The sequence below is a fragment of the Ramlibacter sp. genome (assembly GCF_035655895.1).
Taxonomy (GTDB): domain Bacteria; phylum Pseudomonadota; class Gammaproteobacteria; order Burkholderiales; family Burkholderiaceae_C; genus Ramlibacter.
Genome location: NZ_DASRTN010000006.1, coordinates 312,012 through 337,782, shown reverse-complemented (window position 1 = coordinate 337,782; position 25,771 = coordinate 312,012). Strand labels below are relative to the sequence as shown.

Annotated in this window: 29 protein-coding genes; 8 read left to right on the top strand and 21 right to left on the bottom strand. The window is 72.6% G+C overall.

The window, feature by feature from the left end:
• Window positions 1–7: 7 nt before the first annotated feature.
• From VFE82_RS04740 to VFE82_RS04730, 3 genes are all read right to left on the bottom strand, one after another.
• On the bottom strand, window positions 8–847 hold the full coding sequence (locus tag VFE82_RS04740; protein WP_324999092.1) for a glucose 1-dehydrogenase: 840 nt from the start codon (window positions 845–847) through the stop codon (window positions 8–10).
• A gap of 373 nt (window positions 848–1,220) precedes the next feature.
• Entirely contained in the window at window positions 1,221–1,706 is a 486-nt protein-coding gene (locus tag VFE82_RS04735) for a thioesterase family protein (protein WP_324999091.1), read from the bottom strand.
• Between the two features lie 82 nt (window positions 1,707–1,788).
• On the bottom strand, window positions 1,789–2,571 hold the full coding sequence (locus VFE82_RS04730) for an AraC family transcriptional regulator (RefSeq protein WP_324999090.1): 783 nt from the start codon (window positions 2,569–2,571) through the stop codon (window positions 1,789–1,791).
• Window positions 2,572–2,652: 81 nt separating this feature from the next.
• Here VFE82_RS04730 and VFE82_RS04725 point away from each other — a divergent pair, with 81 nt between their 5' ends.
• Window positions 2,653–3,351, top strand: a complete 699-nt coding sequence (locus VFE82_RS04725) for an aspartate/glutamate racemase family protein (RefSeq protein WP_324999089.1) — start codon at window positions 2,653–2,655, stop codon at window positions 3,349–3,351.
• 29 nt (window positions 3,352–3,380) lie between these two features.
• Here VFE82_RS04725 and VFE82_RS04720 read toward each other — a convergent pair whose 3' ends face one another.
• The 4 genes from VFE82_RS04720 to VFE82_RS04705 all read right to left on the bottom strand — a co-directional run bounded on the left by VFE82_RS04720 (window position 3,381) and on the right by VFE82_RS04705 (window position 6,233).
• Window positions 3,381–4,271, bottom strand: coding sequence for a YihY/virulence factor BrkB family protein (locus VFE82_RS04720; RefSeq protein ID WP_324999088.1), 891 nt, complete (start codon window positions 4,269–4,271; stop codon window positions 3,381–3,383).
• 228 nt (window positions 4,272–4,499) lie between these two features.
• Window positions 4,500–5,180 (bottom strand): glutathione S-transferase family protein, encoded by a 681-nt coding sequence (locus VFE82_RS04715; protein WP_324999087.1) that lies wholly within the window; start codon window positions 5,178–5,180, stop codon window positions 4,500–4,502.
• The gene (gene gstA, locus VFE82_RS04710; protein WP_324999086.1) at window positions 5,173–5,787 is read right to left on the bottom strand and encodes a glutathione transferase GstA; all 615 of its coding nucleotides are present in this window, start codon (window positions 5,785–5,787) and stop codon (window positions 5,173–5,175) included. Before gstA ends, VFE82_RS04715 begins: the two co-directional genes overlap by 8 nt.
• A gap of 29 nt (window positions 5,788–5,816) precedes the next feature.
• Window positions 5,817–6,233: a DoxX family membrane protein gene (locus VFE82_RS04705; RefSeq protein WP_324999085.1), complete on the bottom strand. Its 417-nt coding sequence runs from the start codon at window positions 6,231–6,233 to the stop codon at window positions 5,817–5,819.
• Between the two features lie 70 nt (window positions 6,234–6,303).
• Here VFE82_RS04705 and VFE82_RS04700 point away from each other — a divergent pair, with 70 nt between their 5' ends.
• Window positions 6,304–7,209 carry a LysR family transcriptional regulator gene (locus VFE82_RS04700; protein WP_324999084.1) on the top strand — a complete coding sequence of 302 codons (906 nt, stop codon included), beginning with the start codon at window positions 6,304–6,306 and terminating at the stop codon, window positions 7,207–7,209.
• 160 nt (window positions 7,210–7,369) lie between these two features.
• Here the strand turns inward: VFE82_RS04700 and VFE82_RS04695 are convergent, their stop codons facing one another.
• The 5 genes from VFE82_RS04695 to VFE82_RS04675 all read right to left on the bottom strand — a co-directional run bounded on the left by VFE82_RS04695 (window position 7,370) and on the right by VFE82_RS04675 (window position 11,067).
• Entirely contained in the window at window positions 7,370–7,699 is a 330-nt protein-coding gene (locus VFE82_RS04695) for an AzlD domain-containing protein (protein ID WP_324999083.1), read from the bottom strand.
• Entirely contained in the window at window positions 7,696–8,448 is a 753-nt protein-coding gene (locus VFE82_RS04690; protein WP_324999082.1) for an AzlC family ABC transporter permease, read from the bottom strand. The genes VFE82_RS04695 and VFE82_RS04690 overlap by 4 nt, the downstream gene beginning before the upstream one ends.
• A gap of 130 nt (window positions 8,449–8,578) precedes the next feature.
• Window positions 8,579–9,823 (bottom strand): MFS transporter, encoded by a 1,245-nt coding sequence (locus tag VFE82_RS04685; protein ID WP_324999081.1) that lies wholly within the window; start codon window positions 9,821–9,823, stop codon window positions 8,579–8,581.
• Window positions 9,824–9,863: 40 nt separating this feature from the next.
• Window positions 9,864–10,742: a PAS domain S-box protein gene (locus VFE82_RS04680; RefSeq protein ID WP_324999080.1), complete on the bottom strand. Its 879-nt coding sequence runs from the start codon at window positions 10,740–10,742 to the stop codon at window positions 9,864–9,866.
• A gap of 55 nt (window positions 10,743–10,797) precedes the next feature.
• A complete protein-coding gene (locus VFE82_RS04675) occupies window positions 10,798–11,067 on the bottom strand; it encodes a DUF2164 domain-containing protein (RefSeq protein ID WP_324999079.1) in 270 nt (89 codons plus the stop codon).
• A gap of 335 nt (window positions 11,068–11,402) precedes the next feature.
• Here VFE82_RS04675 and paoA point away from each other — a divergent pair, with 335 nt between their 5' ends.
• From paoA to VFE82_RS04660, 3 genes are read left to right on the top strand one after another with little or no spacing between them, the layout of a single operon-like run.
• Window positions 11,403–12,035: an aldehyde dehydrogenase iron-sulfur subunit PaoA gene (gene paoA, locus VFE82_RS04670; protein WP_324999078.1), complete on the top strand. Its 633-nt coding sequence runs from the start codon at window positions 11,403–11,405 to the stop codon at window positions 12,033–12,035.
• Window positions 12,032–12,982 (top strand): xanthine dehydrogenase family protein subunit M, encoded by a 951-nt coding sequence (locus VFE82_RS04665; RefSeq protein ID WP_324999077.1) that lies wholly within the window; start codon window positions 12,032–12,034, stop codon window positions 12,980–12,982. Before paoA ends, VFE82_RS04665 begins: the two co-directional genes overlap by 4 nt.
• Window positions 12,983–12,986: 4 nt before the next feature.
• A complete protein-coding gene (locus VFE82_RS04660; RefSeq protein WP_324999076.1) occupies window positions 12,987–15,263 on the top strand; it encodes a xanthine dehydrogenase family protein molybdopterin-binding subunit in 2,277 nt (758 codons plus the stop codon).
• A 146-nt stretch (window positions 15,264–15,409) separates the two neighbouring features.
• On the opposite strand, the gene ampC is transcribed toward VFE82_RS04660, so the two are convergent.
• Together ampC and VFE82_RS04650 are read right to left on the bottom strand one after the other, a co-directional pair.
• A complete protein-coding gene (gene ampC, locus VFE82_RS04655) occupies window positions 15,410–16,564 on the bottom strand; it encodes a class C beta-lactamase (RefSeq protein WP_414708744.1) in 1,155 nt (384 codons plus the stop codon).
• Window positions 16,565–16,661: 97 nt separating this feature from the next.
• Entirely contained in the window at window positions 16,662–16,973 is a 312-nt protein-coding gene (locus tag VFE82_RS04650; RefSeq protein WP_324999074.1) for a DUF2917 domain-containing protein, read from the bottom strand.
• Between the two features lie 71 nt (window positions 16,974–17,044).
• On the opposite strand from VFE82_RS04650, the gene VFE82_RS04645 reads away from it, so the two are divergent.
• The gene (locus VFE82_RS04645; RefSeq protein WP_324999073.1) at window positions 17,045–18,058 is read left to right on the top strand and encodes a LysR substrate-binding domain-containing protein; all 1,014 of its coding nucleotides are present in this window, start codon (window positions 17,045–17,047) and stop codon (window positions 18,056–18,058) included.
• Window positions 18,058–18,450 carry an SRPBCC family protein gene (locus VFE82_RS04640; RefSeq protein ID WP_324999072.1) on the top strand — a complete coding sequence of 131 codons (393 nt, stop codon included), beginning with the start codon at window positions 18,058–18,060 and terminating at the stop codon, window positions 18,448–18,450. Before VFE82_RS04645 ends, VFE82_RS04640 begins: the two co-directional genes overlap by 1 nt.
• Here the strand turns inward: VFE82_RS04640 and VFE82_RS04635 are convergent.
• Entirely contained in the window at window positions 18,447–19,769 is a 1,323-nt protein-coding gene (locus VFE82_RS04635; protein ID WP_324999071.1) for a hypothetical protein, read from the bottom strand. The genes VFE82_RS04640 and VFE82_RS04635 overlap by 4 nt on opposite strands.
• 282 nt (window positions 19,770–20,051) lie before the next feature.
• Between VFE82_RS04635 and VFE82_RS04630 the strand changes: the two genes are divergently transcribed.
• Complete coding sequence (locus VFE82_RS04630; RefSeq protein ID WP_324999070.1) at window positions 20,052–20,225, top strand: hypothetical protein; 174 nt, start codon at window positions 20,052–20,054, stop codon at window positions 20,223–20,225.
• Window positions 20,226–20,231: 6 nt separating this feature from the next.
• Here the strand turns inward: VFE82_RS04630 and paaZ are convergent, their stop codons facing one another.
• The 6 genes from paaZ to paaB all read right to left on the bottom strand — a co-directional run bounded on the left by paaZ (window position 20,232) and on the right by paaB (window position 25,736).
• Window positions 20,232–22,280 carry a phenylacetic acid degradation bifunctional protein PaaZ gene (gene paaZ, locus VFE82_RS04625; RefSeq protein ID WP_324999069.1) on the bottom strand — a complete coding sequence of 683 codons (2,049 nt, stop codon included), beginning with the start codon at window positions 22,278–22,280 and terminating at the stop codon, window positions 20,232–20,234.
• Entirely contained in the window at window positions 22,277–22,927 is a 651-nt protein-coding gene (locus VFE82_RS04620) for a TetR/AcrR family transcriptional regulator (protein ID WP_324999068.1), read from the bottom strand. Before VFE82_RS04620 ends, paaZ begins: the two co-directional genes overlap by 4 nt.
• An 84-nt stretch (window positions 22,928–23,011) precedes the next feature.
• Window positions 23,012–24,100, bottom strand: coding sequence for a 1,2-phenylacetyl-CoA epoxidase subunit PaaE (gene paaE / locus VFE82_RS04615; protein WP_324999067.1), 1,089 nt, complete (start codon window positions 24,098–24,100; stop codon window positions 23,012–23,014).
• On the bottom strand, window positions 24,100–24,606 hold the full coding sequence (paaD, locus tag VFE82_RS04610; RefSeq protein ID WP_324999066.1) for a 1,2-phenylacetyl-CoA epoxidase subunit PaaD: 507 nt from the start codon (window positions 24,604–24,606) through the stop codon (window positions 24,100–24,102). The genes paaE and paaD overlap by 1 nt, the downstream gene beginning before the upstream one ends.
• Entirely contained in the window at window positions 24,603–25,376 is a 774-nt protein-coding gene (gene paaC, locus VFE82_RS04605) for a 1,2-phenylacetyl-CoA epoxidase subunit PaaC (protein WP_324999065.1), read from the bottom strand. Before paaC ends, paaD begins: the two co-directional genes overlap by 4 nt.
• Before the next feature lie 93 nt (window positions 25,377–25,469).
• Window positions 25,470–25,736, bottom strand: coding sequence for a 1,2-phenylacetyl-CoA epoxidase subunit PaaB (gene paaB / locus VFE82_RS04600; RefSeq protein WP_324999907.1), 267 nt, complete (start codon window positions 25,734–25,736; stop codon window positions 25,470–25,472).
• Window positions 25,737–25,771: the final 35 nt, after the last annotated feature.

Genomic DNA, 25,771 nt, shown 5'->3' with positions numbered 1-25,771 from the left:
CGGCCGGTCACAGCATCGGCGTGCCGCCGGTCACGGCGTACAGCGCGCCCGTCACGTAGCTGGAGTCCTCGCTGGCCAGGAACACGAACGCGGGCGCCAGCTCCCGCGGCTGGCCGATGCGCTTGAGCGGCACGTCCTGGCCGGCCTGTTCCACCTGCCGCGGGGTCATGGTCGACGGGATCAGGGGCGTCCAGATCGGCCCCGGCGCGACGCAGTTGACGCGGATGCCGCGGTCGGCCAGCAGCTGGCCCAGGCTGGCAGTGAAGTTGGCGATCGCCGCCTTGGTCGCCGAGTAGGCCAGCAGGTAGGGCGGCGCCTTCGTCGCGTTGACCGAGCTGGTGTTGACGATGGTCGCGCCCGGCCGCATGTGCGGGACCGCTGCCTTGCACAGGTAGAACTGCGCGTGGATGTTGACGTCGAAGGTGTGGGTCCACTCGTCGTCGGAGATCTCGTCCAGCGACTGGCGCACCATCTGGAAGCCGGCGTTGTTCACCAGGATGTCGAGGCGCCCGAAGTCGTCCACCGCCCGCTGCACGACATGGCGGCAGTGCGATGCCGCGGCGATGTCGCCCGGCACCAGCAGGCAGCGGCGTCCGGCCTGCTCGACCCAGCGACGGGTCTCCTGGGCATCGTCCTCCTCGTCGAGGTAGCTCACCACCACGTCGGCCCCTTCGCGCGCGAAGGCGATCGCGACCGCGCGCCCGATGCCGCTGTCGCCCCCCGTGATGAGCGCGACCTTGCCCTGGAGCTTGCCGCTGCCGCGGTAGCTGTGCTCGCCGTGGTCGGCCTGCGGCCGCAGGGCAGCTTCGACGCCGGGCGGTTGCTGTTGCTGCGGGGGCTGGGGCATGGGGGACTCCTGCGATCCGGACGGCGTGCCCAGCATGGTCGCGCCTTCCGCGGCCGGGCCGGGCGGCACCACCCGGGCAATGGGGACCCATGATGAACGGCCCCCTGCGCGGCCGTTTGTAGGACCGTGGCGGGGCCGCCGCCACCGCCGCAGCAGGAGGCCTTGCGTCCGCAGCCCGGCCGTCCAGACGTCTGCCAATGTGGCCTGCGAGGCGCCAAGGGGAGCCGTCCCGCCGGGACGGGGTTGCGGACACGACGGCTCCGGCGCCGGATGCCGCACACGAGCAGGTCGTCCCGGTCGACCTGCTGGGCTTCGTCGGACGACCGGCGCGGGCGAAGCCCGGCCGGACCGCGCGGCGGACGTGCGCGCGGCGCTAGCCGGCGCCGGGCAGCAGCCCGTCCAGCGCCTGGATGCGGGCCGACTTCTCCCGCGGCTGCGGGCCGAGCACCGACTCCGGCGGCACCGTCCGCCCGCCCTGCTTGAACTTGGCCTTCACGAGCACCAGCGCATGCGGGCCCTGGCCGGAGGAGAACGCATGGGAGAAGTAGGCGTGCCTGTCGTCGACGCACGCCACCTGCGTGGACACGACGAATGGCTGCATCAGGTGCAGGGGCCGCTGGAACACGCTGGCCTGCGCCAGGTTCACCCAGCCGATCCCCTGTCGCAGCAGCGGCCGCAGCAGGCCGGTGCGGGTCACGAAGTCGAACTGCGCGGCCTCCGCGACGGCCAGATAGCGGTCGCTCCTGAACGTGCGGAGCCCGACCTCCCACGGCATCACGCGGAACGCGCATTCCACCGTCCCGGTGGGATGCAGCCTGGGGCGCGCGGCGGCGCGAAGGACGGTCAGGAGGTTGCGCATCGCGCATTGTCGATGCTGGCGGCCGTGGTGCCCGCGCGCAGGCAGATCGGCGCCCGAGCACCGTGCCCCGTGGCAGGGATGCCTAGCCCGGTGCGACGCGGATCGGCCGTCCGCCGCGCGCGCGCCAGGCCGCCGGCGTGAGGCCAAGGGCGCGCCGGAAGCTCGCGCCCATGTGCGACTGGCTGGCGTACCCCGCGGCCGCGGCCACGTCCGCCAGGGCGGCATCCGCCATCCGCGCCATCCGCCGCGCCAGCTGCAACCGGCGCTCGCTCACGTACGCATGCGGCGTCATGCCCACCGCGCGGGAGAAGGCGCGCAGGAACTGGAACGTGCCCTGCCCCGCCACGCCGGCCAGGACCTCCAGCCGCAGGTCCGCCGTGCGTTCCTCCTCCAGGGCCTGCTCGATCCAGCGCAGCACCGGCTGCAGGCGGCGGCGCAAGCTGTCCACCGCACCGGTCCCGGCGGCCGCATCGTTCCACGCATGGCACACGAAGGCCTCGGCCATCGCCGACACGCGTGCAGCGTCCAGGCCGCCGAGCAGGCCGGCGCGCAGCTGCAAGGCCAGACCCAGCGTGCCGGCACCGGCCAGCCACTGCGGACGGCCGGCCGCCATCGGTGCGTCGGCCGCGCCGGTGCGCACCAGCAGGTACTCGCCACCTTCGGCGGATTCGGAGAACACGCCCAGCCCCGCCGGCTTGAACGACAGCTCGCCGAAGCGGCTGTGGAAGTCGGCCCGGCGGTCGGAGTCGATGGCGTGGACCCCGCGCTGGGGCTCGAGCGCGATGCCCAGGACGCAGTCGGCCGCCGTGTCGCTCGCGCTGTAGGCGGCCCGCGGCAGCAGTTCGACTTGCAAGGAAGCGGCCATGGTCGTCTGCAATTTCCTGATAGAGCCCGGGTTCCGTCCGCGGCACGATGACGGGATCGTCAAGGACCTGGAGGAACTGGAATGCGCGTGATCGGGCTGATCGGCGGAATGAGCTGGGAGTCTACCGCCGTGTACTACGCACTGATGAACCGGGAGGTGGGCCGCCGCCTGGGCGGCCTGCACTCGGCGCACCTGCTGCTGCACAGCGTGGACTTCGCCCCGGTCGCGCAGGCCCAGCACCAGGGCGACTGGGATGCTGCCGCCACCATGCTGGTGGACAGTGCGCGCCGGCTGGCGGCCGGCGGTGCGCAGGCCCTGGTGCTGTGCACGAACACCATGCACAAGCTGGCGGACGCGATCGAGAGCAGTTGCGCCCTGCCGCTGCTGCACATCGCCGACAGCACGGGCCGGGCGGCGCAGGCGCTGGGCTGCCGCAAGGTGGGACTGCTGGCGACCGGGTTCACGATGCGCGAACCGTTCCTCAAGGACAGGCTGGCCGCGCGCCACGGGCTGGAGGTCCTGGTGCCCCCGGCGGACACGCAGGCCGAGGTCCACCGCGTGATCTACGAGGAGCTGTGCAAGGGCGTCATCCGCGACAGCTCGCGCGAGATCTACCGCCAGGCGATCGATGCACTGCGGGCGCGCGGCGCGGAGGCGGTGGTCCTGGGATGCACCGAGATCACCTTGCTGGTCCGCGAGCAGGACAGCAGCCTGCCGCTGCTGGACAGCACGGCGCTCCATGCAAGGGCGGCGGTGGATTTCGCCCTGGCCGGTGGCTAGCGCCCGCGACACGGGCGACCGCTGCGCGTCTAACCCGCGGGCTCCTGCTCTGGCGACGCGCCTTCCCGCAGGACGCCGTTGATCTCGGCGCCGAAGATCAGCGTCGTCGCGCTGATGTAGAGAAACACCAGCGTGGCGACCACCCCGGCGAAGCTGCCATAGAGCAGTGCCAGTTTGCCGACCGTGCGCAACGTGTAGGACAGGGTGGAGGCTGCCGCCACCCACAGGGCGGCCCCCACCAGCGCTCCCGGCAGCACGGTGTAGAGCCGCTGCCGGATGTCCGGCAGCCAGCCGTACAGCAAGGCGTACAGCACCACCAGGACCAGGAACGCCGCGCCATACCGCACGCCGTAGTCGAGCCAGACCCGCTGCGGCCCCGGGTCCGCATTCGCCGCCAGCAGCCGCCAGACGTACGGCATGATCACCACGGAGCTGAAGGCGACCAGAACGCCGGTGCCGACGATGACCGTGAACAGCGTGACCTTGATGCGCGCCTTCCAGAAGGCCAGCCCGCGGTCGATGCCGTAGGCCCGGTTCAGCGCCGAACGGACTGCCTGCATGCCGGACGAGGCCGTCCAGAGCGTCGCCAGCACGCCGATGGTCACCAGGGTCTGGTTGCGCTGCGCCAGCACCTGCTGGATGACCGGCTGCATCGCGTCGCGCACCACCTGTGGCGCATAGCCCATGACGCGGTCGGCCAGGGCCGCCGCGTCGCCCGGCTGACCGAAGAAGGCGGCGGAGGCGGACAACAGGATCAGCAGCGGGAACATCGCCAGCACCGACGAGAACGCCAGGCTGCCGGCCTGGTTGGCACTCTGGTGCAGGACGTAGTTGCGGATGGCCAGCAGCACCACCCGAAGGCCGGGCGTGCTCAGTGCGGCGTGCCCGAAGCGGCGCCAGGCGTCGCGAAGTCGGCTCATGGACGGAGGTTCCTTGTCATGACGCCGGTTCCGGCGGATGGGGCTTCTGCCGGGTGCAGTGGACATCCACCGGGCTTCATCGCTTGCAGGAACTGTAGCGCGCCGCAGGCCGCACCCGCTCGAGGCAGGGTCTGATCGACCTTGGGGCGGCGATGCGGCCGACGTGCCCCGGCGTGCCTGCCGCCAGCCGGGGGACGCCACGCGGCGGTGCCCCCGGGGGAGCCGCGCTCAGGCGCCCTCGCATGCGGCCAGCCGCCGCGACAGTTCGCTGTTGCGCGCGCGCAGGAACGCACGCAGCCGGGCAGGGAAATCCGGCAGCACCGCCTGCCGGACCGAAGGTCGCTGCGCGAGCGCAGCACGCCACGCGCGCAGCCGGGGCATGCCATCGGACCAGCCGCACACCCCGGCGGCTTCGAACGCGTCGATGTAGCGGAACACAGGCGCGAACACCGCGTCGACCACGCTGAAGCGGGCGCCGGCGAACCACGGCCCCTGCCCCTCGAGCGCGGCTTCGAGTTGGGCGAAGCGCGCCAGCATCTGCTCGCGCTGGCGCTGCAGCGACTGCGCGTCGGCTGCGCCGTAGAAGGCCGCGATGGTGTTCAGCAACGACGAGCCGAACTCCATCCAGCCCCGGTGCCGGGCCCGCTCCAGCGCAGGTTCCGGATGCAGCCGCGGCGCCAGCGTGTCGTCGAGGTACTCGCAGATGGCGGCCGACTCGAACACCGGATCGTCATCCACCAGCAGCACGGGCGTCTTCCCGAGTGGCGAGATCGCCGTGAACCAGGCGGGTTTGTCGGCCAGGTCCACCCAGCGCCGGTCGAACGGCACGGCCTTCTCCAGCAGCACGATGGCCGCACGCTGCACATAGGGGCACAGCGCGTGGCTGACGAGGGTCAGGGACTCAGGCACGCACCAGGCCCTCGGCGAGCAGCGCGGCATGGACCGCAGGCAGCGCCGCGATGCGGCCCAGGTAGGCAGGCAGCCGCGGGAAGTCTCCGAGCGACATGCCGACCATGGGCGCCCAGCGCAGGATGGTGAACGCATAGGCGTCGGCCACCGTGAAGCGTCCGCCAGCCAGCCAGTCCCGTGCGGCTAGGTGGTCGTCGAGATCGCGCAGGCGTTGCCTGATCTTCTGCTTGACGGCGGAACGGGTGCTGTCGGCGGTGTCCTGGTGGAAGAGCCAGGGACTGAACGATTTGTGCAGTTCGCTGGAGATGAACGTCAGCCACTGCAGCACCTCGAAGCGCTCGCGGCTGCCGGATGGCGGCATGAGGCCGCTGTCCGGCGCCGCGTCACCCACATGTTGCAGCAGGGCGGCCACCTCCGTGTGGCGGCTGCCGTCATCCAGTTCCAGGACGGGCACGTAGCCGCGCGGGTTGATCGTGCGGAAGTCGGTGCCGTCCTCCGCGCGCGCCGCCACGGTGTCGACCCTGGTCAGGGTGAAGGGCTGGCCGGAGGCGCGCAGTGCGATGTGGACGGCCAGCGAGCAGTACGCGGGCGAGAAGTAGAGCTTCATGAGGATCTCCTGGTGGAAGGTGGACGGGATCAGGCAGGCACGAGCAGGTTGCTGCGGCGGGCGGCGTAGGCGCCGTCGCCCAGCAGCCAGTGCGCCACGGAGGCGGACAGCAGGAAGGCGGGGTATTCCCAGCCGCCGTTCGGCGCGGTGAACACCCAGCCGTTGGGAAGGTGCACCCACGTGGCCACCGCGAGGATGGGCAGCAGGAGCAGCGAGCACTGCCGGCCGTAGAACCCGGCGAGGAGGGCGAGCCCTCCCAGCAGTTCGGCCGCGACCACCGGGTACACGAACACGCCGGGCAATCCGACGGAGTCGAAGAACCGGGCCGAGCCGGGCAGCGTGAACACGAGCACCTTGAGCAGCGCGTGGCTGATCCACATGGAGCCGAGGGCGAGTCGCAGCAGGGTGGCGGCTGCGGCGTTGGGGGGAGGCGCGGAAGAATGCATGGTTGTAGAGACCTGTGGGTGGAGGAGCCCGCACTCTAGAATTGCAGCCGCGCAACGAAAATAGGCAATGATGAAACGCTCGATTGCACCGTCGCAATACCAGCTGACCGCCGCCGACCTGCAGATCGTCCTTGCCCTCGTCCGCGGCGGCACGCTCGCCCAGGCGGCGGCCCGCAGCGGCAGCGATCCCTCGACGGTGTTCCGGGCGCTGCAGCGGCTCGAGAAGCAGCTGGGCCAGCGACTGTTCGAGCGCAACCGGCAGGGCTACCTGCCGGCGGACACGGCGCTGGAACTGGCGCGCCATGCGGAGCGCGTCGAGGCCGAACTCGACGCCGCGCAGGTCGCGGCCAGCGGTGCAGCCACCGCGGTCGCCGGCCGGGTGCGGTTGACGACCACCGATTCGGTGCTGCGCGGCCTGGTGCTGCCGTGCCTGCCGTCACTGGCGCGCGCACATCCGCTGCTGCAGCTGGAACTGCAGGCCCACAACGGGCTCAGCAACCTCACCAAGCGCGACGCCGACATCGCCTTGCGCGCGACGCCCAAGCCGCCGCAGCACCTGGTGGGGCGCGAGCTCGGACGGATCCGCTTCGTCGTGGCCGGCCTGCGCGGCACGCCGGCGCGGCGCGGGCTGGACACCCAGGACTGGGTCGCCCCCGACGAGTCGATGCCCGACCACCCGAGCGTCCGCTGGCGCGTGCGGGCATTCCCGAAGGTGACGCCGCGCTATCTGGCCGACGGCATCGTCGGGGTCGTGGACGCGATCCGCAGCGGCGCCGGCGTCGGCGTGGTTCCGGCTTTCATGCTCCAGGTGGAACCGCAGCTGAGGGCACTGACGGATCCGCTGGACGGTTGCGAGTCGACGCTGTGGCTGCTCGCGCATCCGGAGTCGCGGCACCTGAGGCGGATCGCCACGGTGTACCAGCACCTGGCCGACCACGTCCGCCCGGCGGACGGCGCGCTGGAGGCGCGCCGCTGATCGCGCAGGCTTGCCTGGCGGGCCGGGAGCGCGGCAGCCGGATGGCCGGCAGCCTTGCTCACCGTCGGGCCGACCACGCCCGCGGCAGGACCGCAGGGCGAGCGGCGGGTCGCGGCGCGAGGAGCTGCCACCAGGGCCGCCTCCGGGGCCGCCGTGGTGCCTACCAGCCGAGCGTGAACCGCAAGGCCAGCATCACGCCGGTTCCGCACACGATGGTGCCGAACAGGCTGCGCCGCCAGGCATAGAACGCCAGGCCCACCAGGGCGCCGAAGAGGCGCGCATCGCGCCAGGTGTCGATCAGGTGGCCCTGCGTCATCACCAGTTCCGGCGCGACGACGGCCGCCAGCGCCGCGAGCGGCGCGTAGCGCAGGCCTTCGCGCAGCCAGGCCGGCATCGGCAGCTCCTGGCGGGGCAGCAGGAAGAAGGCCCGGCACAGCAGCGTGATCAGCGCCATGCCGACCGTGGTGAAGAAGATCTCCAGCGGGCTCACGGCCTGGCCTTCCCGCGCAGCGCCGGCGCCCGGTCGGCGAGGACGCCGACGGCGACCGCCGCCGCGATCGCGACCACGATGTTCAGCTTCAGGGGGAGCGCGTACGCCGCGACCGCTGCGCAGGCGGCGACCAGTGCCGCCACCCAGGTGAGCGGCTTGTTCAGCTGCGTGCAGGTCAGCGCGAGCAAGGCCATCGTGCCTGCGAACCCCAGGCCCCACGACACCGGAATGCCGTGGCCCGCGACGATGCCCGTGATGATGGACAGCTGCCACACGGCGAACGTCACCAGCGCGCTGCCCAGGAAATAGTCCTCGTGCCGGTGGCCCGGCGCGGGCTCGGGGAACCGCCGCATGAAGAGCGCGAAGTTGGTGTCGCCCATCAGGAAGCTGAGCGCGACGCGCTGGCGCCGGGGCAGGTGCGCGAAGAACGGCCGGTAGTGGAAGCTGAACGCCATGAACCGCAGGCTGACGCACAACGTGGTGGCCCAGACCACCCAGGCCGGCGCGCCGGCCGCGATCAGGGGCAGTGCGGCGATCTGCGCGGAGCCGGCATAGACGGCCAGCGACATGAAGATGGCCAGCGGCACGCCCATTCCGCTCTTGGCCATGGCCACGCCCGCCACCAAGCCCCAGGCCGCGATCCCGATGGCCATCGGGACGGCGTCGCGCGCGCCCTCGCGGACCATGGGCCGGCGCGCGGCGGCGATCGCCTGGGCCTGCCATGCTGCAACACCGGACTTCAGAGACACACGTCCTCCCCGTGGCGCGATTGTCGCGCGCAGCCCTGGCGGTTCGCTTGCAGGCAGGTGACGCCAACGGCGCGGCGGGACGGCCCCGCGCACCGTTCGCGGCGACGTGCCACCACCGCCAGGATGAGGGTTAGGCGCGGGCCGGGGCGGCCATCAGCGTGAACCCCTTGCGCGGCAGCTGCAGCGCCACCAGCCCGGCCGCCGTCAGCAGCACGCCGGCGGCACCGAACGCGATCCAGTGCGTGCCGTAGCGCTCGTAGCCCCAGCCGCCCAGCCAGGCAGCGAGCGTCCCCCCGATCTGGTGGCCGATGTAGGCCATGCCATAGAGCACGCCCACCAGACGCACGCCGTAGACGTCGGCGAGGATGGCCGAGGACAGTGCGATGCTGCCCGCCCACACCAGGCCGCCGATGGTCGAGGTGAGGTACAGCTCCCAGTGCGTGCCCACCATCACCAGCGCGAAGAACCCGAGCCCGCGCACGAAGTAGATCGCCGCCAGGATGTGGCGGCGCGGCAGCCGGTCGGCCACCCGGCCCAGCACCAGCGTGCCGGCGATCGCGACGAAGCCGATCAGGCCGATGCCCATTGAGCTGGTGAACGCGTCGAAGCCATGGTCCATCAGCATCGGCATGCCGTGGGTGCCCAGCAGGTTCATGCTGAAGCCGCAGGCGAACAGGCCGAAGAAGACCTTCCAGAAGGGCGCGGTGCGCATCGCCTCGCGCAGCTTGAGGCTCGCCGGCGGGGCGCCGCCGCGGGCCCGCTGGGCCGCGAACTCCGCCGGGTCCAGGTCGGTGTGCTCGGGGGCGCCGTCGCGCACCACGAACACGGCCGCCGGCACCGTGAATGCCGTGAACACGGCCGCGAAACCGCCCAGCGTGGCGCGCCAGCCGACGTGCTCGATCGCGACACTGAGCACCGGCGTCATCAGCGCCATGCCGGCCATCGAGCCGGTGGACAGGAAGAACAGCGCCATGCCGCGCCGTCGCGTGAACCAGTGGCTGATCACCGGCGTCAGTGCCACCGGGCTGGTGAAGGCCAGCCCGACCGACAGCAGCAGGCCGAACGCGAGGAGGAAACCGACGGCATCCTTGGTTGCCGCCGTCCACAGCACGGCGCCGACGACCAGGCCGTTGCCCAGCAGCAGGACCGGACGGGTGCCGAAGCGCGCGATCAGCGCGCCGGCCAGCGGCATGGCCAGGCCGTAGGCCAGCATGCCCGCCGCGACGATGCTGGCCAGCAGGCTGCGGCTGAAGCCCAGGTCCTGCGCCATGGGCAGGAAGAAGGGCCCGAAGCTCAGGCGCATGCCCGTCGACAGGAGGGTGAGGAAGGCCGCCGCGGCGACGATGTTCCAGCCGAAGTACCAGCGTGCAGCCATGGCCGATCATAGGCCCCGCCGGTTGGCGGGCGGCCCGGAATCAGCCCTTGCCGGGGGCGCCGGCGCCGCCCCGCTCCTTCTGCACGCGCTCGGTCACGTCGCGGGCGATCGCGACCGATCCGACCACCGTGCCCGCGTCATCCTTGACCAGGGCGAAGGTCATCTCGACATGGAGCCTGGCGCCGCTCTTGTGCAGCGCGCGCGTCACCGCCGGGCGCCCGGTGAGCCTGGCGCTGCCGGAGCTGACGGCCCGGCGGAAGCCGCTCCAGTGCGCCGCGCGCAGGTGCTCCGGGATGATGAGGTCCAGGCTGCGGCCTCGCGCCTCGGCCGCCGTGAAGCCGAACAGGCGCTCCGCGGCCGGGTTCCAGCGCGCGATGGTGCCCTGCGCGTCCGCATAGACCAGGGCGTCGGTGGTCTGCTCGAGGATCCATTCCGCCAGGGGTGCCGCGGGGTCCGTCGCAGGCGCGTTCTCCTGTTCCTCTTCCTTCTCTTCCTTTTCCTCTTCCTCATCGGGCCGCAGTCGCGAGAACCTGAAGTCGCAGTGACTCGCGCCGCCCGCCAGCGTCTGGGTCCTGACCAGGCGGATGCCACGCGTCGCATCGGCGTCGAAGTCCAGCCCGCAGACGTTCGGCAGGATGTCGGCATCGCCGTGGCGGGCCGCGAACTTGCAGAAGCCGCAGGCCCGGTCGTCGATGCCGAAGTCGAAGTCGTCCCCCGGCCCTGGCTCGACGAAGTCGTCGGCGAAATCGCCCGGGAACGCTTCCTGGTGGCTGGCCGTGGCACTGCGTGCCGCCTGCTCGCGCACCAGGGCCTGGTTCGCCGGCGACAGGAACTGGCGGCCAGCGCGAGGCGCTCGGCGCATCGCCGCCTCCATGGCAGCGCGGTGCGACGCGTAGAAGGGATGGATGCTCTCGGCCATGGGACACCTCGTCGGACGATCTGCGCCGGGGCACGCGTGCCCAGCCCCTCGCAGGCTAGCGGCGCTTGCTGCTCTTGTCGAACCGCTTCCAGTAGGTGAACTCGTCCTCGTGCACCTCCAGGTCGACTTCCTCGACGCGCAGCCGCAGCCGCTCCTGCACGTCGCGCACCGCCTGGTTGTAGATCGCGGGCCCGATCTCCTCCAGGACGAAGCCGAGGAACCCACCGGCGGCGACGTTGCCGATCTTCTCGTCCATGTTCTCGAGAAAGTAGCGCTCGATGGACGCGACCGCCTGCTGGCGGACTTCCTTGGGCAGTTCGATCATCGGCCGATTCTGCGGCACGCGCCCAGCGCTGCGCCACCCCGTCCAAGCCGATCGATCCCGACGAGCTCCAGCGCTTCTGACGCGCGGGCCGGGCAGCGGCCGCTCGGGCCGCGGGGCGGCCGCCGCGGCCCCACGGGGTTCGCCGCGCTGGGCCATGCATCACCGGACGCGCCGCGCCACGGCGGCGCTGCCCGGCGGGGGAACGCGACAGCCCACGCGAAAGCCAGGAACCGGCCTACAGCAAAGTGCCCAGGCCGGCCGGATGCTTCGCGATCGCCCTCCTCCACCGGCGCTGCGCGTTGCCGCGCAGCCTCCTCACCCCGCGGACGTTCCCCATGGAAGACAGCTCCTTGTTCCCGATCTCCCGCCGCGACCTGCTGATCGCGGGCGCCTCGTCGGCGGCCGCCACGGCCGTGCCAGCCACCGCGGCAGACCCGGCACCGGTCGAGACGCCCGTCGTCTCCCGCGTCACGCTGGACGTCAATGGCACCTCGCGCACGCTCGAGGTCGACACCCGCACGACCCTGCTGGACGCGCTGCGCGAGCACCTGCACCTGACCGGCACGAAGAAGGGCTGCGACCAGGGCCAGTGCGGCGCCTGCACCGTGCTGGTGAACGGCCGGCGCGTGGTGTCCTGCCTGAGCCTGGCGGTGATGAACGCCGGCGCCAGGGTGACGACCATCGAGGGCCTGGGCACGCCCACTTCGCTGCATCCCATGCAGGCGGCCTTCATCCGGCACGACGGCTACCAATGCGGCTACTGCACGCCGGGACAGATCTGCTCGGCGGTGGGCGTGCTCGACGAGATCCGGCGCGGCGTGCCGAGCCACGCCAGCCAGGACATCACTGCGCAGCCGCTGCTCACCGCCGCCGAACTGCGCGAGCGCATGAGCGGCAACCTCTGCCGCTGCGGCGCCTACTCGAACATTGTCGATGCGATCACCGAGGTCGCGGGAGCCAGGACATGAAGCCCTTCAGCTACGAGCGGGCCAGCACCCCGGCCCAGGCTGCCGCGGCCGTGGCGGCGCGGCCCGGCGCCCGGTTCGTGGCCGGCGGCACCAACCTGCTCGACCTGATGAAGCTGCAGATCGAGACCCCGCCTCACCTGGTGGACGTGAACGGCATTGGGCTGGACAGGATCGAGCCCACCGCCCAGGGCGGGTTGCGCATCGGCGCGCTGGTGCGCAACGGCGACCTGGCCGCCGATGCCCGGGTGCGCCGCGACTACGGCGTGCTGTCCCGCGCGCTGGTGGCCGGCGCCTCGGGCCAGCTGCGCAACATGGCCACCACGGCGGGCAACCTGCTGCAGCGCACCCGCTGCCCCTACTTCTACGACACCAACATGCCGTGCAACAAGCGCGTGCCGGGCAGCGGCTGTTCGGCCCTGGGCGGCGCCAACCGGACGCATGCGGTGGTCGGCGGCAGCGACCAGTGCATCGCGACCCACCCGAGCGACATGGCCGTCGCCCTGCGCGCGCTCGATGCGACCGTGGAGACCGTCCGCGCCGACGGCGCCACGCGCGTGATCCCGATCGCCGATTTCCACCGTCTGCCCGGCAACACGCCGCAGCTGGACACCAACCTGCAACCCGGCGAGCTGATCACCTCGGTGACGCTGCCGGCGCCGTTGGGCGGCACGCAGGCGTACCGCAAGGTGCGGGACCGCGCGTCGTACGCCTTTGCGCTGGTGTCGGTCGCGACGGTCCTGCAGCGCGACGGCACCGGCCGGGTCGCGCTCGGGGGCGTGGCGCACAAGCCCTGGCGGGTGGAGGCGGCCGACGCCGAGCTGCCGCGCGGCGCGCGCGCCGTGGCGCAGCGGCTGCTGGCCGGTGCCCATCCCACCGAACACAACGCCTTCAAGCTGGCGCTGGCCGAGCGCACGCTCGCCGGCGCCCTGGCCGAGCGCAGGAGCTGAGCCCATGAAATTCGACACTCCCGCCGGCAGCAATCCGACCGACCAGCTCAAGGTCCTGGGCCAGCCGGTCGACCGCATCGACGGCGTCCTCAAGACCACCGGGACGGCGCCGTATGCGTACGAGCGCCACGACGTCGCCGCCCACCAGGCCTGTGGCTACGTCGTCGGCGCGGCCATCGCCAAGGGACGCATCCGCTCGATCGACCTGGAGCGCGCCCTGCGCGCGCCGGGTGTGGTCACGATCGTCACGGCGCAATCGGCCGGCAAGCTGGGCAAGGGCCGCTACAACACAGCGCCTCTGCTGGCCGGCCCGCAGGTCGACCACTACCATCAGGCCGTGGCCCTCGTGGTGGCGGACAGCTTCGAGCAGGCCCGCGCCGCGGCTCAGCTGGTCCGCGTCGACTACGAGCGCGCGCCGGGGACGTTCGACCTGGCCAGGGCCAGGCAGGCCGCCACCAAGCCCGAGGGCGTCACCGGCGGTGCCGCCGACACGGCAGTCGGCGATTTCGCCGGCGCCTTCGCGGCGGCCGCGGTGCAGGTCGATGCGACCTACACGACGCCGGACCAGTCGCACGCGATGATGGAGCCGCATGCCACGGTCGCCGCGTGGCGCGGCGACAGCCTCACGGTCTGGACTTCGAACCAGATGGTCGACTGGGGACGCGACGACCTGGCGCGCACCCTGGGCATCCCCAAGGACAAGGTCCGGCTGGTATCGCCCTTCGTCGGCGGCGGCTTCGGCGCCAAGCTGTTCGTCCGCGCCGACGCCGTGCTGGCTGCGCTCGGCGCACGGGCCGCCCGCCGCCCGGTGAAGGTTGCCCTGCAGCGCGCCCTGGTCGCCAACAACACGACCCACCGGCCGGCGACCATCCAGCGCGTGCGCATCGGCGCGACGCCCGACGGGAAGATCAGCGCGATTGCGCACGAGAGCTGGTCGGGCGACCTACCCGGCGGCAAGCCGGACGGCGCGGTCCACCAGACCCGCATGCTGTATGCGGGCCCGAACCGGCTGACGGCGACGCGGCTGGCCGTGCTCGACCTGCCCGAGGCCAACGCGATGCGCGCGCCTGGCGAGGCCACCGGGCACATGGCGCTGGAAGCGGCGATGGACGAACTGGCCGAGAAGCTCGCGCTCGACCCGGTGGAGCTGCGCATCCGCAACGACACCCAGGTCGTGCCGGACCACAGCGGCGAACAGTCCAAGGACGATCCGCAGTCGCGCAAGTCCGAGGCGTCGCAGAACGACGCCAAGTCGGCCGGCCAGCCGTTTTCCCGCCGCGAGTTCGTGCAGTGCCTGCGCGTGGGCGCCGACCGCTTCGGCTGGCGCCAGCGGAACCCCCGCCCCGCGCAGGTGCGCGACGGCCGCTGGCTGGTGGGGATGGGCGTGGCGTCGGCCTACCGCGGCGCGCCGGTCACCAAGTCGGCGGCGCGGGTGCGGCTGGACCGGCGCGGCATCGTCACGGTCGAGACCGACATGACCGACATCGGCACCGGCAGCTACACCATCATCGCCCAGACCGCCGCCGAGATGATGGGCGTGCCGCTGGCCAGCGTCTTCGTGCGCCTGGGCGATTCGGACTTCCCGGTCTCGGCGGGGTCGGGCGGCCAGTGGGGCGCGGCGAGTTCCACCGCGGGGGTGTATGCCGCCTGCGTGAAGCTGCGCGAGGCGGTCGCCGCCAAGGCCGGATTCGATCCGGCCGCCGCCAGCTTCGCGGACGGGCAGGTGCGCTCGGGCGGACGCGCCGTGCCCCTGGCGCAGGTGGCCGGCCAGGGCGAGCTGGTCGGCGAGGACCTGATCGAGTTCGGCGAGCTGACCAAGAAGACCCAGCAGTCGACCTTCGGTGCGCATTTCGTCGAGGTCGGCGTGGACATGTTCACCGCCGAGATCCGCGTGCGGCGCATGCTGGCCGTGTGCGCGGCCGGACGCATCCTGAACCCCAAGTCGGCGCGCAGCCAGGTGATCGGCGCGATGACGATGGGCGTGGGCGGCGCGCTGATGGAGGAACTGTCGGTGGACAAGCGCCTGGGCTTCTTCGTCAACCACGACCTGGCGGGCTACGAGGTGCCGGTGCACGCGGACATCCCGCACCAGGAGGTGATCTTCCTGGACGAGGTCGACCCGCTGTCGTCGCCCATGAAGGCCAAGGGTGTCGGCGAACTGGGCATCTGCGGCGTGAGCGCGGCGGTGGCCAACGCCATCTACAACGCCACCGGCGTGCGGGTGCGCGACTACCCGATCACGCTGGACAAGCTCCTGCAGGGTATGCCGGGCGCGGCCTGACGGGCGCCCGGCCCGGGCCCTGGACACGCCGCCGTGCCGCCCGCCCGCGGCGCCCGGGCCGGCACGCTCCTGCGGCAGGCGATGCAGCTCTTCTTCTCGCCGCGGACGCGGGGAATCAGGTCCTTGATGTCCGGAGAGCGGCAGCCCTAGCGCGCCTCGTCCATCGCCTGCAGCACCGCATGCGCGGCCGACACGCGCGCGGGAACGGGGATGTTCCGGTTCGCGAGCAGGACGATCCCGAGCTGGCGCTGCGGCACGAAGGCCGCGTAGGCACCGAAGCCGTTGGTCGAGCCGGTCTTGTTGAACAGCGTGCCGCCGTCCGGCGCCCGTGGCGGGGCCAGGGCCCGGGCTGGCTGCGGCTCCAGCGCCATCGTGCTCGCGTTGCCCGCCAGCAGCCGATCCAGGCCGACGGGCCACGGATGCTGTTCCCAGCCCAGGCCCTGCACCATCCCGCCGACCTGGAAGTGGCCCACGTGCGTGTCCTCCACGGCCCGGCGCCAGGCCGGCGGCAACCCTTGCGGCGCCAGGTTCGCCTCCACGAAGCGCAGCATGTCGGCGGCCGTCGACTTCACGCCGTAGGCCTGGGCGTCGAACACGCCCGGGTTCACGCGGATCGGGCGATCCGCCCGGTCGTGGCCCCAGGCGTAGTGCGGCAGGCGCGCCGCCGGGACGTGCAGCCAGGTCTGGCGCAGGCCCAGCTGCCGGTAGAGCCCGGCTTCGCACAACGCGACGAACTCGCCGCCCAGGGCCTGCGCCGTCGCGTGCCCCAGCAGGCCGATGCTGGGGTTCGAGTAGCGGCGCTGCGCGCCAGGCGCCGCCACCGGCTGGAAGCGCCGGAAGTAGTCGGACGCGGCGGCGGGCGTGGCGACGTCGTCCGGAAACTGCAGCGGCAGCCCCCCGGCGGTGTAGGTCCCGAGGTGCAGCAGCGTCGCCCGGTCCAGGGCGCTGCCCCGCAGCGCGGGCACGTGGCGGCCCGGCGGGTCGGCCAGCGACAGCCGGCCGAGCGCCTGCGCGTACGTGGCCAGCGTGGCGGTGAAGGTCTTGCTGAGCGATCCGATCTCGAACAGCGTCTCCTGCGTCACCGGTGCGCCGTCCTCGCGCGACGCGACGCCGTAGTGGAAGAACGACCGGCGGCCGCGATCGGTGACCGCGACGGCCATGCCGGGCACGTCGTGGGCGGCTGCCAGCGGGCGGAAGGCGGCGTCGACCACCTCGGCCGTCGACGTGCGGCCGGCACGCGCCGGCGCGCCCCGCGCCGCGAGCCCGCCACCGAGCAGGCCCAGCACGGACCGGCGTCCGATTCGGTGGGGAGTGGGCACTTCAGGATCCTCGCTGCAATGAGCGCGGGATTCTAGGTGGCCGCCCTGCCCCGGGCAGCGCCGCCGGCTGCGCCCCGCGCTAGGCCGGTTGCGGCAGGCCCGCGGGGGCGGCCTCCCGCCGCCCGAACCAGCGGCGCCGCGGCGGCTCGCACGGCTGCGGCTGGCGTTCGCGCAGTGTCAGGATCGAGTCGTCGAACGCGTAGGCGAGCACGCGGCAGCCGGCCGGCAGCGGCAGGCTGTCGCCGGGGGCGAGCACGAAGTCGCGCAGGTCGCGGTCGATGGTCAGCCAGAGACAGCCGGCGTCGCAGGCCACCGCCAGCTCGCCGCCGCGCGGCAGTTCCACCAGGGTGCGCTGCAGCAGCGCGAAACGGCCGGGATGGTCGATGGTCATGGGGCACCTCGGATGCAGGATGCGAATGACTATACTGAGCACCCCTCCTTGTCTTCCAATGGTGGATTTGCATGGCTCGCATGCAGCAGGTGAATGCGAAGAGGCCGACGGGCTCGGCGTCGGGCGAAGCTGCGCTGCCGCGCTCGCGCCAGCTGCGCCTGGACCTGCTGCACACCTTCGAGGCCGCCGCCCGGCACCTGAGCTTCACCAGCGCTGGTGCCGAACTGGCCCTTTCGCAGCCGGCGGTCAGCCGCCAGATCCAGCAGCTGGAAGACTCGCTGGGCAGCGCGCTGTTCGAGCGGCGCCATCGCTCGCTGGCGCTCACCGACGCGGGCCGGATCATGCAGCGGGCGGTGGACGACAGCCTGGAGCGGCTGCGCGACGCGGCATCCCGGGTGCGCACGACGTCGGCCACGCGCCAGGTGGCGATCACCTGCACGCCCGGCTTCGCCTCGTTCTGGCTGATCCCGCGCCTCGCGCGGTTCACCGCCAGCCATCCCGAGGTCGACGTGCGCATCTCGGCCACTCTCGCCATCGTGGACCTCGACCGCGGCAACGTGGACCTCGCGGTGCGGTTCGTGCCGATCGGCGAAGGCCGCGGTCCGCAGCTGTTCGAGGAGGTGGTGCAGCCGATGTGCGCGCCCTCGCTGCTGCGCGACGCCAGCCGTCCGCTGCGCACGCCGGCCGACCTCGATCGCCACACCTTGCTGACCGTCGACATGCAGGACGCCCCGTCCACGGTCGACTGGCAGCCCTGGCTGCAGCTGATGCGGCTGGACGACGTGCGGATGGCCCACACGATGCGCTTCACGCAGTACGGCGAAGCGGTGGCCGCCGCGGTCGCCGGCCAGGGCGTGGTGATCGGCCGCCTGCCACTGCTGGCCGACCTGGTGCGCGAGCGCCGGCTGGTCGCGCCGTTCCGCACGCCGGCCGCCTCGCAGCGGGCCTACTTCCTCACGCTGGCGCCGCAGGCGGCCCGCAATCCCGATGCCCAGGCCTTCATGGCCTGGCTGCAAGCCGAAGGCGCCGCCGCGCAGGCGACGCCGCCCCCCGCGGCCACGCGCCGCCCCGCCAGGAGACCCTGATGGCCACGATCCGCAAGACCTTCGACACCGGCCTGCCCGCCGCCCGGGCATGGGACGCCGTGCGCGACTTCGGCGCGCTGCACACGCGGCTGGTGCCGGGCTTCGTCACCGCCTGCACGCTGGAGGAGGACGGCGCGGTGCGCCTGCTCACCTTCGCCAACGGCCTGCAGGTGCGCGAGCGGCGCGTCACCTGCGACGACGCCGCGCGGCGCCTGGTGTACACGGCGCAGGGCGGACGCGCCACGCACTACAACGCGGCGGTCGAGGTCGCCGATGCCGCCGGTGGCTGCCGCGTCACCTGGACGGTCGACCTGCTGCCCGACGCGCTGGCAGGCGCCATCGACGGGATGATGGACGCCGGCGTCCGGGCGATGCAGGCCGCGCTGCGCTAGCCGCGGGCGTTGGGCGCGAACAGCCGGCGCAGTGCAGCCTGCGGCGGCACCGGCGCGTCCTGCCGGTCGGTGCCGCCGGACGCGGCCACGTGCCCGGGGACCACGGCGTCGGCCGTCGCGCCAGGTGCGCGGTGGCCCCAGAAGCGCCAGGGCCCCAGGCCCAGGCGCCCGCCGAGCAGCTGGGTGGTGGCGGACAGGCGCCGGATCCAGCCCTCGCCCGATCCGTCGGAGCCGGCCGCGGCCAGCCGGGATTGCAGCGCGAGCTGGCGCACCTCGTCCCACTGGCCGCACGCGGCCAGCTGGCACAGCTGCGGAACCGGCAGCCCCCGCGAGATCTCGAAGGCCATCCGGCCGTACAGCCGCGGGCTGAAGTCCAGCAGCAGGTAGCGTCCGCTGGCCGGCAGGTGGATGTACTCGACCTCGAACGCACCGCGGTAGCCGGCGCTGTCCATGAGCGCGCGCAGCTGGCGGGCGAGCGCCGGCTGGACCGGGCGGCTCTCCAGGCACAGCCCGACGCCGGTGCCGGCCGGATCGTTCAGCACCTTGGCCGCGGCGCGCAGCAGGAAGGTGTCGGCCTCCGGGGCATAGAAGCCGGCCAGGGTGTAGACCTGCTGGCCCGGCTCGTCGTGGTACGCCTGCACCAGCGGCTGGTCGACGTCCGGCTCGTGCAGCAGCATCTCGGGGCGCCAGGTCGCCCGCCCGGGCCACGCGGCCAGGGCCGCCTGCAGCGAAGCGGCGTCGCGCACCACCGTGCCTTCGACCTTGCGGCGCACGCCCGCCTGGGTGCGGGCCTTGACGACCAGCGGGTACGGCAGGTCGGCCACGGCCTGCGCCTGGGCCGCCGTCCACTGCAGCGGCTGGTCGATGCCCTGCTGGGCGCACAGCCGGTGCAGCGAGCGCTTGTCCAGCAGCGACCAGGCGCGGCCCTGGGCCGGCTGGTACAGGTGGAACCAGCGCTCGAGCGCATGGCGGTGGGTGTCCAGCATCCAGCAGACATCGTCGCTGGTGGCCAGCAGCACGTGGCCGGGCTCGCGCCGGCCGAAGTCGAGCAGCCACTGCAGCCAGTCGCCCGGGCGGTCCAGTCCGGGGCAGGGCACGCGGCGCGCGACATAGCAGGAGCGGGCCGTCACGGTCCGCGAGCGCCGGTCCGCCAGCACGACCGGAATGCCCAGCCGGCCCAGCTCGCGTGCGGCCGCCAGGGTGCCGAGGCCGTCGCCCATGGTCAGCAGCACGCCACGCGGCTGCGCCTGTGTCCGGACGGATCGGGCCCGCCGGGGGTCGGGGGCGGGAAGGCTGGGCGTGAAGGCGATCGGCTGCAAGACGGCTCCGGAAGCCCTGCCGACACGGCCGCGCAGGCGGATCCGGGGCAAAAGGCAGAGTCAGGATAAGACGCCATTGCTGAGGCAGGGGCCGGATGGCTCTTTCGGGTCATGACCGCGGTGATCCAGTTCACACGCGCGCAACGCGCCATGGAGGCAGGCGATCGCGGGCCGGTCCGACGTGGCGGCACCCGAAGCGGCGGCAGCCGCAGGCGGCACGGGCCTACAGCTGCGTGCCGTCCGCCTTCCTAGAGTCGATGCACCACGCAAGGAGAGCACCCCATGGCTGAACCCAGGAACGCCGGCCGCGAAGGCCAACCCGAGCCGCTGCAACCCGAGGGCGCACCCGCGGCGGACACCGGCCAGGAGAGCGGTGGCGGCGAGATCAAGGACAAGGAAGCGGAGACCAGCAACAGCTACGGCAACACCCGCGACTCGGGCGAGCGCCCGAAGTGAGCGGCTTCAGCCGCGCTTGGCCACCAGCGTGAGGATGTCGTAGCTGGCCACCAGCTCCCCGTGCTGGTTGGTCACTTCGACGTCCCATGCCACCACGCCCTGCCCGACGCCGTTCGCATCCTGGCGGCGGCGGTCGATCTTGCGCTTGGCGGTCAGCCGCGCCCGGATGGTGTCGCCGATCCCCACCGGCTTGACGAAGCGCAGCGTGTCCAGGCCGTAGTTGGCGAGCACCGGGCCCGGCGCGGGGGACACGAACAGCCCGGCAGCCGCCGACAGCACGAAGTAGCCGTGCGCGATGCGCCGGCCGAACGGGCTGTCCTTCGCGGCGACCTCGTCGAAGTGCATGTAGAAGTAGTCGCCCGACAGGCCGCCGAACGCGACGATGTCGGCCTCGGTCACCGTGCGCCGGTGCGTGAGCAGCGAATCGCCGACCTGCAGGTCCTCGAAGTGGCGGCGGAACGGATGCACCTCGCTCTCGCGCACCTGCGCGCCCCGCACGTGCTCGCCGGTCACCGCGGCCAGCATCGTCGGAGAGCCCTGCACCGCGGCCCGCTGCAGGAAGTGCTTGACGGCGCGCAGGCCGCCCAGTTCCTCGCCGCCGCCGGCGCGTCCCGGTCCGCCGTGCTTGAGCAGCGGCAGTGGCGAGCCGTGGCCGGTCGACTCGGCCGCCGCCTCGCGGTCCAGCACCAGGATGCGACCGTGCGTCGCGGCCGCCGCCGGCACGAAACGCGCGGCGATGCGCGCATCGCGGGTCACCAGCGTGCCCACCAGGCTGCCCTTGCCGCGCGCCGCCAGGGCGATCGCCTCGTCCAGGTCGTCATAGGCCATCAGCGTGCTGACCGGGCCGAACGCCTCGATGTCGTGCACCGCGTCGTCACCCAACGGATCCCGGGCCAGCAGCAGCGTGGGCGCGAAGAACGCGCCCTCGGCCACCCCCTCGCCACGCGGCGCGAAGCCGTCGCGCTCGCCGTGCAGCAGCTCGGCGCCCCGCAGCAGCGCGGCCACCCGCGCCGCGACGTCGCTGCGCTGCTCCAGCGATGCCAGCGCGCCCATCCGCACCTCCTCCAGCGCCGGGTCGCCGACCACGACCTTCGCCAGGCGGGCGCGGATCCGCTCGGCCATCGCCTGCACGTGCCGGCGCGGCACGATGGCGCGGCGGATCGCGGTGCACTTCTGGCCGGCCTTGACCGTCATCTCGCGCGCCACCTCCTTGGCGAACAGGTCGAACTCCTCGTCGTCGGGCGACACGTCGGGCGCGAGCACCGCGCAGTTCAGCGAATCGGCCTCGGCGTTGAACGGCACCGCATGCCGCACCAGGTTGGGATGCACGCGCAGCCTCGCGGCGGTGTCGGCCGAACCGGTGAAGGTCACCACGTCGGCGCCGTCCAGCCGGTCGAGCAGGTCGCCCGTGCTGCCGATCACCAGCTGCAGGCTGCCCTCGGGCAGCAGCCCGCTCTCGAGCACCAGGCGGACCGCCGCCTCGGTGAGATAGCTGGTCGCGGTCGCCGGCTTGCCGATGCACGGCATGCCGGCCAGGAAGCTCGGCGCGAACTTCTCCAGCAAGCCCCACACCGGGAAGTTGAAGGCGTTGATGTGCACCGCCAGGCCGCCGCGCGGCACCAGGACATGGGTCCCCGCGAAGCTGCCCTTCCGGCCGAGCGCAATGGCCGGGCCTTCGTGCAGCAGGTTGCCCGAGGGCAGTTCGTTGGTGCCGACGCCCGCGTAGGCGGACAACGTGGCGCTGCCGCCCTCGATGTCGATCCAGCTGTCGGTGCGCGTGGCGCCGGTGTGGGCGGACACCGCGTAGAGCCGCTCCTTGTGCTCCACCAGGTAGCGGGCCAGCGCCTTCAGCCGCGCGGCGCGCTCCTGGAAGTCGAGTGCGAGGAGCGCCGGCACCCCGACGCGGCGGGCGTGCGCGACCACCTCGGCGAAGTCCAGCGGGTCGGCGTGCGTGCTGGCCACCGGCCTGCCGTTGACGGCGCTGCGCAGCACCTGCGCCGGCGCGCGGCCGGTCCAGCGGCCGCCGACGTAGCTCTGGAGGATGGGCGTGCTCATGGGGTCGTCTCCTGGTGGGGTGTCGAGGGTTGCGCCGGGGCGGCCTGCGGCGGGATGCGGACCGCGCCCAGCCCGCCGAGGAACAGGTCGCCCACCAGCGGCGCCATGCCCTCGTGGTCCAGCGTGCCGTCGGGGCGCAGCCACGTGAACATCCAGTTGACCATGCCGAACAGCAGCATGGTCAGCGGCTTGGCCAGGGCGGCGGCCTGCAGGTCGGGCCGCAGCGCCGCCACCACCTCGGCGAAGCCCGCCACCACGCGGCGTTCGCGGTCGAGGATGCGCTGCCGGTCCGCCGCCGGCAGGAAGCGCACCTCCCCGGTCAGCACGCGGTGGGCATCCTGCGCATCGGCGTACTCCTGCAGCAGCCGCCGGATCAGCGAGCGCATCCGGCCCTCGGCGTCGTGTCCCTCGGCCTGCGCCTGGTCCACCAGCCGCTCCAGGCGCTCGATGTGCGTGTCGGCGATCGAGAACAGCAGCGCGTCCTTGTCCCGGTAGTAGTGGTACAGCGTCGCCTTGGACAGGCCGCAGGCCTCGGCCACCTCGCTCATGGAGGTGGTGGCGTAGCCGCGCTGGGCGAACAGGTGGGCGGCCCGGGCGAGGATCAGCTCGCGCTGGTCGTCGTAGCCGGCGTGGCGTCCGCGGCCCATCTCAGCGGCGGCAAGCCCGCGGTTGCGCCGCCACCGGGGTGGCGCGCAAGCACGGGGCCGCGAGCCGGTCACACGTCCCCATCGCTAGCGCTCGTCGAAGGACAGCACCACGCGATCGGTCACCGGGTGCGACTGGCAGGTGAGCACGAAGCCGGCGGCAACCTCGTTGCGGTCGAGGGCGAAGTTGCGCTCCATCCGCACCTCGCCTTCCACCACCTTGGCCCGGCAGGTGCCGCACACGCCCGAGGTGCAGGAGAACGGCACCTCCAGCCCGGCGGCGGAAGCGCAGTCGAGGATGCTGGGCTGGTTGCGCGTGAAGGTGATCTCGCGTCGCAGGCCGTCGCGCACGATCACCACGCGGGCCTGCGCGGCGTCGCCCGGCTGCGGCTCGTGCATCACGGCGCCGACGCTGCCGGCGGCCTGCTGCGGCACCCCGAAGCGCTCGATGTGCACGCGGTCCTCGGGCATGCCGGCGGCGAGCAGCGCCGCCTCGGCCTCGTCGTTCATCTGGAAGGGCCCGCACACGTAGGCATGGTCGATCGACGCCGCGGGCACCAGCGTGCGCAGGAACTCGCCGATCTTGTCGCGGTTCATCACGCCCATGTTGAGCGGCGCCTCGGTCGGCTCGTCGGAGAACACGTGGTGCAGCACCAGCCGCGTCATGTAGCGGTCCTTCAGGTCCTCGATCTCCTCCTTGAACATGGTGGAGCCGAGGCTGCGGTTGCCGTAGACCAGGGTGAAGCGGCTGGCCGGCTCGCGCGCCAGCACGGTCTTCATGATCGACAGGATGGGGGTGATGCCGCTGCCGCCCGCGATGCCCAGGTGGTGCCGGCGCGCCCTCGGCTCGATCGGCACGAAGAAGCGGCCCTGCGGCGGCATCACGCTCACCGTGTCGCCGGGCCGCAGGTGCTCGTTGATCCAGTTGGAGAAGACGCCGCCGCGCACCTTGCGCACCCCGACGCGCAGCTCGCCGTCGTCCACCCCGGCGCAGATGGAGTAGGAGCGGCGCAGGTCCTGGCCGCCGATCTCCTTGCGCAGCGTGAGGTACTGCCCCTGCGTGAAGCCGAAGACCGGCCGCAGGTCCTCGGGCACCTCGAAGGAGACGACGACGGCCTCGGGCGTGTCGGGCTGGATCGAGCGCACGCGCAGCGGGTGGAACAGCGGAGTGGACATCAGATCGGCTTGAAGTGTTCGAACGGTTCGCGGCAGCTCACGCAGCGGTACAGCGCCTTGCAGGCGGTGGAGCCGAAGGCCGAGAGGCGCTCGGTGCGGGCGCTGCCGCAGCGCGGGCAGGCGATCGCCGGGGCGCGGCGCAGCAGGCGGATCGGCACGCCGGCGTCGGGCAGGGTGGGGCCCGGCGGCGCGATGCCGTACTCGCGCAGCTTGCGCCGCCCGTCCTCGCTGATCCAGTCGGTGGTCCAGGCCGGGGCCCGGCGCAGCGTGGCCCGGGCCGGCCCCAGGCCTTCGGCCTGCAGGGCGCCGAGCACGCCCTGCTCGATCGCCTCGGTGGCGGGGCACCCGGAATAGGTCGGCGTGAGCACCACCTCCAGCTCGGCGCCGTGGTCGATCACCTCGCGCACGATCCCCAGGTCGCACACCGACAAGGCCGGCACCTCGGGATCGAGCACGGTGCCGAGCACGTCCCAGGCGCGGCGGATGCGGTCGGCGGCCACGTTCACCACACGCCGCCCGGGAAACTGCGCTGCAGGTGCTGCATCTCGGCCAGCAGGAACCCCATGTGCTCGCTGTGCACGCCACGCTTTCCGGTGGACAGGAACGGCGTGCCCCTGGGCACCTCCAGCCCGGCCTCGCCCAGCAGCGCAGCCATCTCCGCATCCCACGCCTCGCTCAGGTCGCCCCAGCGCGGCCCGAGGCCGGTGGCGGACGCGTGCTCGTCGACCGCGTCGTCCGCGAACAACTCGGCCGAGTAGCGCCAAAGCTGGTCGAGCGCCGCCCGCAGCCGGCGCAACGACTCGTCGGTTCCCTGCCCCAGCCGCACGACCCAGTCGGCCGCGTGCTGCTGGTGGTAGCGCGCTTCCTTCACCGCCTTGCCGGCGATGGCCGCGAGCTCCGCGTCCGACGAATGCCGCAGCTGCTTCCACAGCAGCCGCAGGAAGGTCGCCACCATCGCGTTGCGCAGCACCGTCACCGCGAAGTCGCCGCGCGGCAGCTCGACCAGGGTGACGTTGCGGTAGTCGCGCTCGTCGCGCAGGAAGGCCAGCCGGTCCTCGTCGTGGCCCGCGCCCTCCAGCACGCCGGCATGCGTGAGCAGCGCGCGGGCCTGGCCGACCAGGTCGAGGGCCATGTTCGCCAGCGCGATGTCCTCCTCCAGCACGGGCGCGTGGCCGGTCCACTCGGCCAGCCGCTGCGCGTGGATCAGGGCCGTGTCGCCGATGCGCAGCAGGTACTGGACGGACGGATCATCCCGGACGGAGATCGATGGCTGCATGTCAGTGGCCCTCGCGGTTGGACGGCATCGAGGCCGACCGACGATGGCGGCCGCCGCAGGCAATGGCAGTGAACGCTTCGGAATGGTCCATGGCTACATGTGGTCCACGGCGCCGGGCAGCTTGTAGAAGGTGGGGTGCCGGTAGACCTTGTCTTCCATCGGGTCGAAGTACATCGCCTTGTCACTGGGGTCGCTGGCCACGATGTGGTCGGAGCGCACCACCCACACGCTGGTGCCTTCCTGGCGGCGCGTGTAGACGTCGCGGGCCATCTGCACCGCCATCTTCGCGTCGACGGCGTGCAGGCTGCCGCAATGCTTGTGGTCCAGGCCGGACTTGCTGCGCACGAAGACTTCCCACAGCGGCCATTCGCCGCGCGCAGCGGCGTCCGTCTGGG